Origin of the sequence: Variovorax sp. (assembly GCF_035634955.1) — a bacterium.
Lineage (GTDB): Bacteria > Pseudomonadota > Gammaproteobacteria > Burkholderiales > Burkholderiaceae_C > Variovorax.
Genome location: NZ_DASQBZ010000032.1, coordinates 109,658 through 123,302 on the forward strand (window position 1 = coordinate 109,658; position 13,645 = coordinate 123,302).

A 13,645-nucleotide genomic window follows, 5' to 3' on the forward strand; every position below is an offset into this window, starting at 1 on the left:
CGACCAGACACGAGTACAGGAACCACACATGCCCAGCCTGACCCTGCAGCAAGCCCAGACCATCATCGAAGCCGCCCTGAAGAAATCGAAGGAATCCGGCTACCAGCCCATGGGCATCGCCGTGCTCGACGCGGCCGGCAACCTCAAGGCGTTCGCCAGCGAGGACGGCGCCAGCATGTTCCGCTTCGACGTCGCACGCGCCAAGGCCTGGGGCGCCGTGGGCATGGGCGTGGCCAGCCGCAAGCTGGCCGAGCGCGCCAAGGACAACCCGAACTTCTTCGTCGCGCTCGCCGCCACCGCCGACGGAAAGTTCCTGCCGCAGACCGGGGCGGTGGTCATTCGCGACGCCGCCGGCGGGCTGCTCGGCGCGGTCGGAGCCAGCGGCGGCACCGGCGACGAGGACGAGGCCATCTGCATCGCCGGCGTGCAGGCCGCCGGCCTGGCGCACGGCTGACGACACACCCGCCGCGGCTCAGGCGGCCTGCCAGTCGGGCAGGCGTGCGTTGGCCTCGCGTCGGTTCACCTCGTAGAAGATGCCGCGCAACCAGCGGTTGGACGCGTCGTTCTGCATGCGCCGGTGCCAGTACTGCTGCACCTGCAGCTGCGGCGGCTTGAAGGGCAGCTCGATCGTCTTGACCGGGATGTGCCGCTGCACCACCGTGGCGATGTCGTCGGGCACCGTCGCGAGGAGGTCGCTGCCGGGCAGCAGCGACAGCAGGCTCATGAAGTGCGACAGCTCCAGCGTCACGTGGCGGTGCCAGCCCTTGGCCTCCAGGAAGCTGTCGAGCATGTGGGCACGCCCGTCGGGTCGCACCAGGATGTGCCGGGCGGCCAGGTACTGCCGTGCCGTCATGCGCGAAGGCGCGGCCTCGTTGCGCACGCACGCGATGCAGGTGTAGGACGTGCGAAACAGCGCCTGGCGGAAGTAGCCCGCCTTCTGCAGGTCGGGGAAGAAGCCGACCGCCAGTTCGGCGTCCCCGGCTTCGAGCGCCTGCGCCGCCGCCGTGCGCGGCATCGACAGCGCGCGCAGCCGGACCTGCGGCGCCTCCTGGCGCAGGCGGCGCAGCACGCCGGGCAGGAAGGCCACCTCGCCGATGTCGGGCATCAGCAGCGTGAAGCTGCGCTCGGCCCGGGCCGGATCGAAGCCTGCCGGCTGGAGGATTTCGGACTGGATCGCCTGAACCACCCGCTGCACCGCCGGCGCCAGCGCCTGCGCGCGCGGCGTCGGCTCCATCTGCGCGCCGGCGCGCACGAACAGGGCGTCGTCGAAGACGGCGCGCAGCCGCGCCAGGGCGGCGCTGGTGGCCGGCTGGCTCAGGCCGATCGCCTCCGCCGCGCGGCTGACGCTGCGCAGCCGCGCCATCGCATCGAACAGCACCAGCAGGTTGAGATCGACCGAACGAATATCCATGGCATGGATTCTATGTATCCATGTCATCGACTGTTCAAATGGCGATGCCGTTCCTAGCATGCAGGCTCCAAGAACGAAGGAGACACCCCATGCAGCGCAGAGACTTCGCCCGGGCGGCGATGTTGTTCCCCCTGGCCGGCAGTTCCCTGCTGCGCGCGCAGCCGCAATGGCCGCAGCGCCCGGTCAGGTTCATTCTTTCGCAGCCGGCGGGCTCCGGGCCGGACATCCTGGCCCGCTACGTCGGCGAACAGCTCGCGCGCGGCTGGGGCCAGCCGGTCGTCATCGACAACAAGCCGGGCGGCCAGAACGTGATCGGCGCACAGGCCGCCGCCCGCGCCGCGCCGGACGGCTACACCTTCTACTACGCCACCACTGCCGCGATGGTGACCAACGTCTTCACCTTCAAGACGCTGCCCTACGACCCGGCGAAGGACTTCGCGCCGGTGCGCCTGGTCGGCCGCAGCCCGTTCGTCATTGCGGCAGCGGCCGGCTTCCCGGCCAGGGACCTCAAGGGCGCGCTGGCGTTGGCCAAGGCGCAGCCGGGGAGCATCACCATCGCCACCGAGGGCCCCAAGACCTTCTCGGGCATGCTGGCCGACAGCGTCGCCAAGATGGCAGGCGTGCAGTTGTCGCAGGTGCCCTACACCAAGGCGACCGACGCCATGCAGGACGTGCTCGGCGGGCGCGTGCAGCTGGTGTGCCTGCCCGACGCGGCGCTGACCGCCTACCTGCAGGCCGGGCAGGTGCGCGCACTGGCGGTGAGCACCGGCAAGCGCCAGGCGTCCATGCCCGACGTGCCCTCGTTGTCGGAGACCTTCCCCGGCTTCGAGTACGCCGGATGGAACGGCCTGTTCGCACCGGCCGGCACGCCGTCGGACGTGATCGCCCGCGTGAACCGCGACCTGGAGGCCGTGCTGCAGCAGCCCGAGGTGGCGCAGCGCCTGCAGACCCTGGGCTCGCAGCCCGAGCCGCGCATGAGCGTGCCGGAGTTCGAGTCGTTCATGCGCGGCGAGCGCGAGCGCTGGGCCGCGCTGGTCAGGCAGCTGGACATCCATCCGGAGTAAGCCGCGCATGCACGCCAGCGTCTGCCACGGCTGCGGCGGCATCGACGTGCACTCGCACGTCGTGCCCGAGAACTTTCCGCGCCACCTGGGCGCCCGGCTGCCGCCCGAATGGCCGTCGATGGCGCCCGCGCATGCCTGCCACCGGCACGTGATGATCTCGGGCAAGGTGTACCGCACCGTGTCCGACGCCTGCTGGAGCACCACCCGCCGCCTGCAGGACCTGCCTGGCATGGGGCTGGACCTGCAGGTGATCTCTCCAATGCCCGAGCTGCTGTCGTACTGGATGGACGCCGCCGATGCGCACCAGCTGCTGCGCTACACCAACGACGTGATGGCGGCGATGGTGGACGAAGGCGGCGGGCGCATCGCCGCGCTCGGCGCGGTACCGCTGCAGGACCTCGACCTTGCCGTTGCCGAGCTGGAATACGTCGTCGGGACGCTGGGCTTCGCCGGCGTGGAGGTCGGCAGCAACATCAATGGCGTGCCGATCGGCGCGCCGCGGTTCGACCCGTTCTTCGAGGCCTGCGAGGCGCTTGGCGCGGCGGTGTTCGTGCACGCGCTGCGCCCGGCCGGCATGGACCGGCTGGTCGGCCCGGCGCCGCTGCAGCAGGTGCTGGGCTACCCCGGCGACGTCGGGCTGGCCGCCGCGTCGGTCATCACCGGCGGGCTGATCGGGCGCCGGCCGCGCCTGCGCATCGCGTTCAGCCACGGCGGCGGCACGCTGGCCTCTCTGCTGCCGCGGCTGCAGCAGGGATGGGCGGTATTCCCCGCGCTCAAGGAAAGCATCGACGTCGCCCCGGCCGACCAGGCCCGGCGGCTGTTCTACGACACGCTGGTGTTCGACACGGCCACACTGCGCCACCTGGTGGCGTCCTTCGGCGCGGACCAGCTCATGGTCGGCACCGACTACCCGTTCAACTTCCACGACCGCACGCCGGTGCAGCGCATCGAGGCCGCCGGCTTCGACGCCGACACGGCGGCCGCGCTCGTGTACCGCAACGCCGGGCGTTTCCTCGGCCTGACGACGAAAGAGACGACACCATGAGTTCTCCATGGATCGAGGGCCTGCGCAGCGTGGCCCTGCATGTGCCCGACCTGGCCCGCGCCGAGGCGTTCTACACCGGCACCTGGCAGCTCGAGGTGGCGCACCGCGGCGACGGCGTGCTGTACCTGCGCGGCACCGGCGGCGACGCCTACCTGCTGGCACTGCACCAGGGCGGCGAGCTGCCGCAGGTGCGCCAGGTAACGCTGCGCGCCCGCAGCCGGGAAGCGCTCGACGCCATCGCCTCCAACCTGGCCGGCACCGGGGCCACGCTGCTCGCGGCGCCGCATCCGCTCACGCGCGACCCCGCCGGCGGCGTCGGCATGAAGTTCAAGGACCCGCATGGGCGCGTGTTCCAGGTGGTGCATGGCGACGAGCGCCGGACGGACGCGCCGCCGGCCCGGGACCGGCCGATCCGCCTGACGCACGTGGTGCTCAACAGCCATGCGGTCGACGAGACGCAGGCCTTCCTGGAGCAGGCGCTGGGTTTCCGGCTGGCCGATCGCACCGGGATCATGGCCTTCATGAACTGCGCGGGCGACCACCACACCATCGCCATCGGCATCTCGGACAACGATGCGCTCAACCACATCGCGTTCCTCATGCCCGACTTCGAGTCGGTCATGCGCGGCGGCGGCCGCATGAAGGACGCGGGCTTCCCGATCCGCTGGGGCCCCGGCCGCCACGGCCCCGGCAACAACCTCTTCAACTACTTCATCGACCCCTTCGGCGTGGTCATCGAGTACACGGCCGAGGTCGAGCAGATCGACGACAGCTACGCCTCGCACGGGCCCGAGCACTGGAAGTGGCCGCCCGGCCGCGTGGACCAGTGGGGCATCTCGCCCGCGCCCGACGCCACGCTGAAGGAGGCGCAGCGGCGCGTCTTCTTCGCACCCCAACCCTGATTCACGAGAACGGAGCATCCCGACATGAAGTTCACCACCTACCTGCGCCAAGGCGCCCCGCGCCTGGCTGTCGTCGACGGCGGCGACCTGATCGACCTGAACGACGCCGACGCGCAGGTGCCGGCGGACATGCGCGCGGCGCTGCGCGCCGGCGCCGATTTGCAGGCGGCGGGCCGCCGCGCGATCCAGGCCGGCAAGCGCCAGGCGCTGGACGGCACGAAGCTGGCGCCGCTGGTGCCCGAGCCGGGCAAGATCATCTGCCTGGGCCTGAACTACTACGACCATGCCAAGGAGGGCGGCCGCGAGAAGCCGGACTACCCCTGGTTCTTCTTTCGCGCGGCGTCGTCGCTGGTGGCGCACGGCGAGGCCGGCTGGCTGCCGCGGGTGTCGAGCCGCTTCGACTACGAGGCAGAACTGGCGGTCGTGATCGGCACGGCCGTGCCGCGCCACACGACGCAGGCCGACGCGCTCGGCCACGTGTTCGGCTACGCCTGCTTCAACGACATGAGCGTGCGCGACTACCAGAAGCGCACGCCGCAATGGACCATCGGCAAGAACTTCGATCGCACCGGCGGCTTCGGCCCGGTGCTGGTTACCGCCGACGAGCTGGCGCCGGGCGCCACCGGCCTGCGCATCCAGAGCCGCCTGAACGGCCAGGTGATGCAGGACGCGAACACCGACGACATGATCTTCAGCGTGGCCGAGACCATCGCGCTTCTGGCCGAGGTGTTGACGCTGGAGCCGGGCGACGTGATCGTGATGGGCACGCCCGCGGGCGTGGGCCAGGCACGCACGCCGCCGGTGTGGATGAAGGCGGGCGACACGATCGAGATCGACATCGAGCGCGTGGGCCTGCTGTCCAACCCGATCGCGAACGAGGCGGCGTGAGCAGCGCGGACGACACCCTCTACGACGTGGCCATCGTCGGCTACGGGCCGGCGGGGCAGGTCGCCGCCGCGCTGCTGGGGCAGCGCGGCCTGAAGGTCTACGTGTGCGAGCGCCTGCCGGACGTCTACCAGATCCCGCGCGCCATCGCGCTGGACCACGAGATCATGCGGGTGTTCCAGCAGATCGGCGTGGTGCAGGACATCGAGCCGTTCACCGAGCCGTTCACCAATTCCGAGTACTACGGGGTGGACGGGCAGCTCATCCGGCGCATGACCATGGTGGCGCCGCCCCACCCGCAGGGCTACACGCCGTCGATCGTGTTCACGCAGCCGCCGGTCGAGCGGGCGCTGCGCGCACGGGTCGCGCGGCTGCCCGACGTCACGGTGGCGCTGGGCGTGGAGATGCGCGAGATCGTGCCGGACGACCGGGGCGTATCGCTGCGCGTCGACGGGCCGTGCGGCGACAGCCGCGTGGTGCGCGCGCGCTATGCCATCGCCTGCGACGGCGGCGCCAGCGGCGTGCGCACGCAGCTGGGCATCGGCATGGAAGACCTGGACTTCGACGAGCCCTGGCTCGTGGTCGACGTGCGGGTGAACGAGCGCGGCCTGGCCAGGCTGCCGAAGGTGAGCGTGCAGTACTGCGAGCCGCAGCGGCCGTGCACGATGGTGATCGGCCCGGGCAACCATCGCCGCTGGGAGATCTCCATCCTGCCGGGCGAGGACCCGGCGCACCTGGCCACGGCCGATGCCACCTGGAAGCTGCTGTCGCGCTGGCTGTCGCCGCAGGATGGCGAGCTGTGGCGCCAGGCGAGCTATCGCTTCCATGCGCTGGTGGCCCGGCAGTGGCGGCAGGGGCGCGTGTTCCTGGCCGGCGACGCGGCGCACATGCAGCCGCCGTTCCTGGGGCAGGGCATGTGCCAGGGCATCCGCGACGTCGCCAACCTGTCCTGGAAGCTCGCGGCGGTGCTTGCGGGCGAGGTGCAGGGCGCGGCCGCGCAGGCATTGCTCGACAGCTACGGCACCGAGCGCCAGGCGCACGTACGCGAACTCACGCGGCGGATCAAGGCGGTGGGCGCGGTCATCTGCGAGCGCGACCCGGACAAGGCGCGCGCGCGCGACGCGCAACTGCTGCGCGACTGTGGCGGCGTCGTGCCCGACACGCCGCGCCAGGACATCCTGCCCCGCCTCGAGGAGGGGTTGCTATCCGGCAAGGCCCGCGCGGGGCGCGGCAGCCTGTTCCCGCAGCCCTGGCTGGCCGGCGCGGACGGGCAGCGCCGGCGCATGGATGAAGTGGCCGGCCATGGCTGGCGCCTGGTGCTTGCGCCGGACGTTGCATGGCAGCCGGTCGACCCGATGGAGGGCCTGGCCATCGTCGCGCTGACCGACGCCGACGATGCCGAAGGCGTGGCCACCGGCTGGTTGCGCCGGCACGAATGCGTGGCGGCACTGGTGCGGCCGGACCACTATGTCTTCGGCGTGGCGCCGGGCGCCGGCGACATCGCGGCGCTGTGCGAGGAGGCGGGCGAAGCGCTGGGGCGCACGGCGGGCGTGGCCAGCATGACCTGAAGACGGCGGCGCGGGCGCGCGGGCCGCAGTCGCTCAGGAGGAGGCGCCGCCGTGGCGGGCCCGCAGCTGCGCCTTCAGCACCTTGCCGGTCGGGTTCTTGGGCAGCGCGTCGACGAAGGCATAGCGCTTGGGCCGTTTGAAGCGCGCGATCGAAGCCAGGCAGTGGGCATCGAGCGAGGTTTCGGTCACCGGGCCGTCGGCCACCACGATCGCCACCACGACCTCGCCCCATTCGGCGTCCGGCGCACCGATGACTGCCGCCTCTCGCACGCCCGGGTGGGCGAGCAGCACGTCTTCCACCTCGCGCGGGTAGATGTTGCTGCCGCCGCTGATGATGACGTCCTTGGACCGGTCCTTCAGGTGCAGGAGGCCGCGCTCGTCGACCAGGCCGACGTCGCCGGTCCAGAGGGCGCCGCCGCGCAGGGTGCCGGCGCTGGCCGCAGGGTTGTTCCAGTATCCGGCCATCACCGTGGGGCTGCGCACGACGATCTCGCCGATCGCCCCGACCGGCAGGCGTGCGCCGTCGTCGCCGAGGATGTCGATCTCGACCGTGCTCTGCGCGAAACCAACCGACGACAGCATGGCCTGGTCGTCCTGCGCGACCGCCCTGGCGATGAAGTCGGCGGGCAGTGCCGAGATGGTCATGGGGGTCTCGCCCTGGCCGTACATCTGCGCGATGCGCGGCCCGAAGCAGGCAACCGCTGCCTTGATGTCCTGCGCGTAGAACGGCGCGCCGCCGGCCAGCAAGCAGCGCAGGCCAGGCAGCGGGCCGGGATGCGCGGCCTGGTGGCGCACCATGCGCGTGATGATGGTCGGGGCGGCGAACAGGCTGGCGTTGCGGTGATGGCGCAGCAGCGCGGCCAGCTCGGCCTCGTCGAAGCCGCCGCTTTCGGGAATGACCTGCAACCCGCCATGCATCCAGTAGGGAATGGCGTAGAGGCCGCTGCCGTGCGACAGCGGCGCCACGTGGACGATTGCGTCGTCAGCGCCGACCGCCAGCATGTCCGCGTGGAAGTTGAGCGCCATGTGCACCAGGTTCGCGTGCGTGAGGACGACGCCCTTGGGGCGGCCGGTGGTGCCGCTGGTGTAGAAGAGCCAGGCCGGCTCGTCGTCGGCGCCCCGGGCCGCCGCTTCGGCCTCGGCCGGCGCGTCGGCATGCCGTGCCGCCTGCCAGGGCGCGTCCGCGACGTCGATCCACTGGACGTCCGTGGCGTGCGCATCGGCCGCCGCCAGTTCGCGCAGGAACTCGCCGTGCGCCAGGCACACGCGGGCACCCGCGTCCTGCAGGATGAACCGCACCTCGGCGGCGTGCAGCTTGCTGTTGACCGGCACCGCGCACAGGCGCGCGTGCCAGATGGCCAGCATGGCCTCGGCATATTCCTCGCAGTTCTTCATGGCCAGGCACACGCGATCGCCGGCCTGCAGCCCGAGATCGTCGCGCAGGTGGCGCGCCAGCGCGTGCACGCGCCGCGCCAGCGCACGGTAGGGCAGGGCGTCGCCCATTCCCCGCACGAGTGCCGGGCGGTCGGCGAACTTGTGGACGCTGCGCTGGAAGAGTCGGGCGAGATGCATGGCGGGTATCAGTCGATCTTGGCGCCGGAGAACCTGACCACCTCGCCCCACTTCTCGATGTCGGAGGCCAGCGCCGAGGCGAAGGCGTCCGCGCTGCCGCCCAGCGGCTGGAAGCCCAGCGCGATCAGGCGCTCGTTGAATTGAGGATCCTTGAGCGCCGCGTTGACCGCCTGGTTGATCTTCTGGCGGATCTCCGCCGGCGTGCCCTTGGGCGCGAGCAGGCCGAACCAGGTGTCGGACACGAGCGCCGGGAAGCCGAGCTCGCTGGTGGTCGGCACGTCCGGCATCATGGGCGAGCGCTTGTCGGCCATCACGGCCACGGCGCGCAGGCGACCGTCCTTGACCAGCGGCGCGGCCGCGGCGGTGCCGGGGAAGGCGACCTGCAGCCGCCCGCCCACCAGGTCCGTGAAGACCGCGCCCGGGGAGTTGTAGGGAATGTGCAGCATCGACACGCCCATCGTCTTCTTGTAGAGCTCGCCCGACAAGTGGTACGAGCTGCCCGAGCCGGTGGAGCCGAAGTTGAGCTGGCCCGGATGGCTCTTGGCATAGGCCGTGAGCTCGGCCAGCGACTTCACGCCCAGCGAGGGATCGACGACGACCACGTTGGGCACCGAGCCGATGAGCACGATCGGGTCCAGGTCGCGCTGCGGATGGTAGGGCTTGGCGTGGTACAGGGTGATGGCCGGCACCAGCGTTCCGGTCCAGCCGAACAGCAGCGTGTAGCCGTCGGCCGTGGACTTGACCACAGAGGCGGCGCCGACGTTGCCGTTGGCACCGGGCCGGTTCTCCACCACGAAGGATTGCTTGAGCGACTTGCCCAGTTCCTCCGCGACCAGGCGGGCGAGCGGGTCCGCGCTGCCGCCGGGGCCGGCCGGCACGACGATGCGCACCGGCTTGGTCGGCCAGTCCTGCGCGTGGACGCTCAGGGGCGCGGCGATGCCGGCGCACAGGGCGAGCGACAACAGGCGCCGGCGGGAGGTGCGGTAAATCGTGTTCATGGGAAGTCTCCTTTGCTTTGATGGATGTGGCGACCGGGAACGTGACGGGTGCGCGGCCTGGCGGCCGCGCGGTCAGTACGACTTGGGCAGCTGCAGCACGCGCTCGGCGATGTGGCTGAGGATCAGTTCCCGGCTTACCGGCGCGATGCGCGGGATCATGATTTCGCGCAGGTAGCGCTCGACATGGAACTCCTTGGAGTAGCCCATGCCGCCGTGTGTAAGCACGGCGCGCTCGCAGGCGCGGAACCCGGCCTCGGCGGCGAAGTACTTCGCGGCATTGGCGGCGGCGCCGGAATCGCCGCCGTTGTCGCACAGCCAGGCGGCCTTCATGGTCAGCAGGTGCGCCGCCTCCAGCTCGATCCAGCTTTCGGCCAGCGGGTGCTGGATCGCCTGGTTCTGGCCGATGGGGCGGTCGAACACGACCCGCTCGCGTGCATAGTCGGTCGCCTTGCGCAGCGCGATCCGCCCCACGCCGACGGCTTCTGCGGCGAGCAGCACGCGCTCGGGGTTCATGCCGTGCAGGATGTACTTGAAGCCTTGCCCTTCCTCGCCGATGCGGTCGGCCACGGGAATCTCCAGCCCGTCGATGAACAGTTCGTTCGAATCGACGCACTTGCGGCCCATCTTCTCGATCAGGCGCACGTCCACGCGGGAGCGGTCGAGGTCGGTGTAGAACAGCGTCAGGCCGGCCGAACGCCGGCCCGGGGGCAGGTCTTCCAGCGGCGTGGTGCGCGCGAGCAGCAGGATCTTGTCGGCCACCTGCGCGGTCGAGATCCAGACCTTCTGGCCGTGCACAACGTACTTGTCGCCGTGGCGCACCGCGCGCGTCTTGAGCATGGTCGTGTTCAGGCCCGTGTTGGGCTCGGTCACGCCGAAGCACGCCTTGACCTCGCCGCGGGCGATCGGCGGCAGCATGCGCTGCTTCTGTTCCTCGGTGCCGAACACCGCGACCGGCATCAGCCCGAAGACGTTGATGTGGATGCTCGAGCAGCCGCTCAGGCAGGCACCGGTCTCGGCGACGGCCTGCATCATCACCGCCGCTTCCTGCACGCCCAGGCCGGAGCCGCCGTAGGCCTCGGGTATGGCGGTGCCGAGCCAGCCGGCGTCGCCCATGGCGCGGTAGAAGTCGTGCGGAAAGACGCCGTCGGCGTCGCGCTCGAGCCAGTAGCTTTCGGGAAAGCGCGTGCACAGGTCCTGCACGGCCTCGCGGATCGACTGGTGTTCGTTGCTGAGTTCGAAGTTCATGGTGTGCAAGGGCGGCGATGTGGATGGGCGGCCTGCCGCGTCAGCGGCCCTGCCAGACCGGCGAACGCTTTTCGGCGAATGCGCGCGGCCCTTCCTGCGCGTCCTCGCTGAGGTAGACGCTCTCGAACAGGTGATGGGCGGCACGCAGCGCCGCCGAGCGGCCCATTTCTGCCGAGAGGTAGACCAGTTCGCGCGCGGCCTTGACGGTCAACGGCGCGTTGGCGGCAATGCCGCGCGCCATGTCGAGCGCGCGTTCGCGCAGGTCGGCCAGCGGTACCACGTCGTTGACGTAGCCCAGGGCGAGGGCGCGCTGCGCGGAGATGGGGCGCGCGGTCAGCAGCACCTCCATCATGATGCGCTGCGGCAGCATGCGGATGAGCGGGGCGGCCCAAGGCATGCCGCGGCCGACCTTGGCCTCGGTGATGCCGAAGCTGGCGTGCTCGGCCGCGATGCACAGGTCGCACATCTGCGCGAACAGCCAGCCGCCGGCCAGTGCCACGCCGTTGACCGCGGCGATGGTCGGCTTGGAGATCTGCACCACGTCCTGCAGCACCGGGAACATGTCGCGCGGCGGCACGGCGAGCCCCATGGCGGCAGCGGCCTTGAGGTCCATGCCGGCGCAGAAGGCCTTGTCGCCGCTGGCGGTGAGGATGCCCACGCGCAGGGCGTCGTCGGCTTCCAGCCGCAGCCACGCCTGGCGCAGGCCCTCGATCACGCCCGCATTGATGGCGTTGCGCTGCGCCGGCCGGTCGATGGTGACGACGGCGATCGCGCCGTCCACCACCTCGAAGATCACCTCGTCAGTCAGCCTCATTGCTCGCTCCCTGCCGCCGCAGTCACGGGTGGCGCGCTGGCGGCACCGGCTGCAAGCATGGCCTCGACCTGCGCGGGGCCGTAGCCGAGCTCGCCGAGGATGGCGCGGGTGTGCTCGCCCAGGCCGGGCGCGGGCCTCGGCGCGCGCGGCTTGAAGTGGGCCCAGGTGACCGGCATGCGCATCGTCCGGATGGGCCCCTCGCTGGGATGCTCGACGGTCGAGAAAAAGCCCGTGGCCGCCAGGTGCGGATCGTCCAGCACGCTGCGCAGGCTGTGCATGGGCATGAACGGCACGTCGGCGCGCTCGAGCAGCGCCATCCATTCGGCCGTCGAGCGCTCCTGGAATATTCCGGCCAGCACGCCATAGACATGGTCGATGTGGCGCGAGCGGGCGCCATAGGTGGCGAAGCGGTCGTCCTCGCGCATGAGCGACTCGCGGCCGATCTCGCGCAGGAAGCCCTGCCACTGCTTGTCGGTGTAGACCAGCGCGCAGATGTAGCCGTCCCGGGTCTGGTAGGGCCGGCGTTCCGGCGACAGTTGCCGGGCATAGCCGCCTTCGTCGAGCGCGGGCTCGAAGGTCAGGCCGCCCATGTGGTCGCCCAGCACGAAGGCCACCATGGTCTCGAACATCGGAATGTCGACCCGGTCGCCGCGCCCGGTGCGCGTGCGCGCCTGCAGCGTTGCCAGGATGGCGCTCACGCCGGTCAGGCCGACGATGCGATCGGCCATGGCGGTCGGCACGTAGCGCGGAATCCCGCCGGAGGCGCGGGCGATCAGGTGCGGCAGGGTCGACGCGCCCTGGATCAGGTCGTCATAGGCCGGGCGCGCGGCATACGGCCCGTTCTGCCCGAAGCCGAACAGGCCGGCGTAGACGATGCGGGGGTTGAGCCGCGCGACGTCCTCGTAGGCCAGGCCCAGCCGCGCCATGGCCTGCGGGCGCACGTTGTACATGAGGACGTCCGCATCCTCGAGCATGCGCTTGAGCGCGGCCAGGCCGTCGGGGTTCTTCAGGTCCAGCACCACGCTGCGCTTGTTGCGGTTGGCGTTGAGGAAGACCGGGCCCATGTCCTCGTGGCGCGCCGGCCCGATCTGGCGCACCAGGTCGCCGCGCGGCGCCTCCACCTTGATCACGTCCGCGCCCATGTCACCCAGCATCTGCGATGCGAACGGGCCCATGAGGACGGATGTCATGTCCACGACCTTCAGGCCCGCCAGCGGACCGGACCCTTCCTCGGCAGCGCCGGGCGCGGCCGGAGTTTCATTCCTGTGCATGAACAAAGCATACTTGCACAGGAACAAATAGACAACGAATCGCAGCCTGGGGACTTCCCTGAGCGGGCCGTGGCGCCGCGGCCGCGGTTTAATGTGCGCGCGCCGTTCGGCGCCATGTCCCGGAACCATTCATCGTGAACGTCAAACAAGCCGCCTACGTTTTGGACCTGCTCGAGTTCTTCGCCACCCACCAGAGGCCGGCGAGCCTGGCCGAGATCGCCCGGCACTTCGGATGGCCTCGCTCCAGCACCTTCAACCTGCTGGGCACGCTCACGAGCCGCGGCTTCCTGTACGAGCCCAAGGCCAAGGCCGGGTACTACCCCGCGCCGATCTGGGCCTCGCTGGTCAACCGGATCGAGGCGGCGCAGCCGATCCCGCGGGACATGCGCGCCTTGCTCGAGAGCCTGGTCGAGGAAACCGGCGAGACCGCCGTGCTCGCCGCCGCGAGCGGCGCCCATGCGCTGTTCGTCGAGACCGTGGAGTCGCCCAACTCCGTGCGCTACGCCGCGCCGGTGGGCAAGCGGGTGCCCTTGCACGTGACGGCCACCGGACGCGCGCTGCTGTCGCAGATGAGCGCCGACGAGCGCGCCGCGGTGCTGAAGAAGGCCACCTTCGAGCCGCACACCGCCACCACCTTGCTGACGCCCGCCGAGGTCGAGGCGGAGATCGAGCGTTCGAGGGCGCGGGGCTGGTTCGAGGGCAACGCCGAATTCACGCCGGACCTGGGCGGCGTGGCATTGCCGTTCGAGCTGGCCGACCGCCGCTTCGCCCTGCTGGTGGCCGGGCCGTCGTACCGCATCGGAAACCGGCTGGAGGCGCTGGCCAGCACGCTGCGCGAGCGGCTGAAGGCGTATCTGGACGCGCAGTGAG

Annotated in this window: 13 protein-coding genes; 7 read left to right on the plus strand and 6 right to left on the minus strand. The window is 70.8% G+C overall.

Translation table 11 applies throughout. The features are described 5' to 3' along the window. The first annotated feature begins 28 nt into the window (after positions 1-28). On the plus strand, positions 29-454 hold the full coding sequence (locus VES41_RS21375; protein ID WP_324821263.1) for a GlcG/HbpS family heme-binding protein: 426 nt from the start codon (positions 29-31) through the stop codon (positions 452-454). Positions 455-472: 18 nt separating this feature from the next. On the opposite strand, the gene VES41_RS21380 is transcribed toward VES41_RS21375, so the two are convergent. Beyond that, on the minus strand, positions 473-1,411 hold the full coding sequence (locus tag VES41_RS21380; RefSeq protein WP_324821265.1) for a LysR family transcriptional regulator: 939 nt from the start codon (positions 1,409-1,411) through the stop codon (positions 473-475). Positions 1,412-1,500: 89 nt separating this feature from the next. On the opposite strand from VES41_RS21380, the gene VES41_RS21385 reads away from it, so the two are divergent. From VES41_RS21385 to VES41_RS21405, 5 genes are read left to right on the plus strand one after another with little or no spacing between them, the layout of a single operon-like run. Then, positions 1,501-2,475, plus strand: coding sequence for a tripartite tricarboxylate transporter substrate binding protein (locus VES41_RS21385; RefSeq protein ID WP_324821267.1), 975 nt, complete (start codon positions 1,501-1,503; stop codon positions 2,473-2,475). A 7-nt stretch (positions 2,476-2,482) separates the two neighbouring features. Further along, the gene (locus tag VES41_RS21390) at positions 2,483-3,520 is read left to right on the plus strand and encodes an amidohydrolase family protein (protein WP_324821269.1); all 1,038 of its coding nucleotides are present in this window, start codon (positions 2,483-2,485) and stop codon (positions 3,518-3,520) included. Next, positions 3,517-4,422: a VOC family protein gene (locus VES41_RS21395; protein WP_324821271.1), complete on the plus strand. Its 906-nt coding sequence runs from the start codon at positions 3,517-3,519 to the stop codon at positions 4,420-4,422. Before VES41_RS21390 ends, VES41_RS21395 begins: the two co-directional genes overlap by 4 nt. A gap of 24 nt (positions 4,423-4,446) precedes the next feature. Next, the gene (locus VES41_RS21400) at positions 4,447-5,310 is read left to right on the plus strand and encodes a fumarylacetoacetate hydrolase family protein (protein ID WP_324821272.1); all 864 of its coding nucleotides are present in this window, start codon (positions 4,447-4,449) and stop codon (positions 5,308-5,310) included. After that, the gene (locus VES41_RS21405; protein WP_324821274.1) at positions 5,307-6,875 is read left to right on the plus strand and encodes a bifunctional 3-(3-hydroxy-phenyl)propionate/3-hydroxycinnamic acid hydroxylase; all 1,569 of its coding nucleotides are present in this window, start codon (positions 5,307-5,309) and stop codon (positions 6,873-6,875) included. Before VES41_RS21400 ends, VES41_RS21405 begins: the two co-directional genes overlap by 4 nt. A gap of 33 nt (positions 6,876-6,908) precedes the next feature. Here VES41_RS21405 and VES41_RS21410 read toward each other — a convergent pair whose 3' ends face one another. The 5 genes from VES41_RS21410 to VES41_RS21430 all read right to left on the minus strand — a co-directional run bounded on the left by VES41_RS21410 (position 6,909) and on the right by VES41_RS21430 (position 12,775). Continuing rightward, positions 6,909-8,447 (minus strand): AMP-binding protein, encoded by a 1,539-nt coding sequence (locus VES41_RS21410; RefSeq protein WP_324821276.1) that lies wholly within the window; start codon positions 8,445-8,447, stop codon positions 6,909-6,911. Between the two features lie 8 nt (positions 8,448-8,455). Then, on the minus strand, positions 8,456-9,445 hold the full coding sequence (locus VES41_RS21415; protein ID WP_324821278.1) for a tripartite tricarboxylate transporter substrate binding protein: 990 nt from the start codon (positions 9,443-9,445) through the stop codon (positions 8,456-8,458). Positions 9,446-9,517: 72 nt separating this feature from the next. Beyond that, entirely contained in the window at positions 9,518-10,690 is a 1,173-nt protein-coding gene (locus VES41_RS21420) for an acyl-CoA dehydrogenase family protein (protein ID WP_324821280.1), read from the minus strand. A 40-nt stretch (positions 10,691-10,730) separates the two neighbouring features. Then, entirely contained in the window at positions 10,731-11,504 is a 774-nt protein-coding gene (locus VES41_RS21425; protein ID WP_324821282.1) for an enoyl-CoA hydratase/isomerase family protein, read from the minus strand. Continuing rightward, entirely contained in the window at positions 11,501-12,775 is a 1,275-nt protein-coding gene (locus tag VES41_RS21430; protein ID WP_324821284.1) for a CoA transferase, read from the minus strand. Before VES41_RS21430 ends, VES41_RS21425 begins: the two co-directional genes overlap by 4 nt. A 134-nt stretch (positions 12,776-12,909) precedes the next feature. Here VES41_RS21430 and VES41_RS21435 point away from each other — a divergent pair, with 134 nt between their 5' ends. Beyond that, complete coding sequence (locus tag VES41_RS21435; protein WP_324821286.1) at positions 12,910-13,644, plus strand: IclR family transcriptional regulator; 735 nt, start codon at positions 12,910-12,912, stop codon at positions 13,642-13,644. Position 13,645: the final 1 nt, after the last annotated feature.

Coding starts and splice junctions, on each gene's coding strand:
- VES41_RS21400 (WP_324821272.1), top strand. CDS start 4,447: ATGAAGTTCACCACCTACCTGCGCCAAGGCGCCCCGCGCCTGGCTGTC.
- VES41_RS21430 (WP_324821284.1), bottom strand. CDS start 12,775: ATGCACAGGAATGAAACTCCGGCCGCGCCCGGCGCTGCCGAGGAAGGG.
- VES41_RS21425 (WP_324821282.1), bottom strand. CDS start 11,504: ATGAGGCTGACTGACGAGGTGATCTTCGAGGTGGTGGACGGCGCGATC.
- VES41_RS21385 (WP_324821267.1), top strand. CDS start 1,501: ATGCAGCGCAGAGACTTCGCCCGGGCGGCGATGTTGTTCCCCCTGGCC.
- VES41_RS21415 (WP_324821278.1), bottom strand. CDS start 9,445: ATGAACACGATTTACCGCACCTCCCGCCGGCGCCTGTTGTCGCTCGCC.
- VES41_RS21420 (WP_324821280.1), bottom strand. CDS start 10,690: ATGAACTTCGAACTCAGCAACGAACACCAGTCGATCCGCGAGGCCGTG.
- VES41_RS21395 (WP_324821271.1), top strand. CDS start 3,517: ATGAGTTCTCCATGGATCGAGGGCCTGCGCAGCGTGGCCCTGCATGTG.
- VES41_RS21410 (WP_324821276.1), bottom strand. CDS start 8,447: ATGCATCTCGCCCGACTCTTCCAGCGCAGCGTCCACAAGTTCGCCGAC.
- VES41_RS21390 (WP_324821269.1), top strand. CDS start 2,483: ATGCACGCCAGCGTCTGCCACGGCTGCGGCGGCATCGACGTGCACTCG.
- VES41_RS21380 (WP_324821265.1), bottom strand. CDS start 1,411: ATGGATATTCGTTCGGTCGATCTCAACCTGCTGGTGCTGTTCGATGCG.
- VES41_RS21375 (WP_324821263.1), top strand. CDS start 29: ATGCCCAGCCTGACCCTGCAGCAAGCCCAGACCATCATCGAAGCCGCC.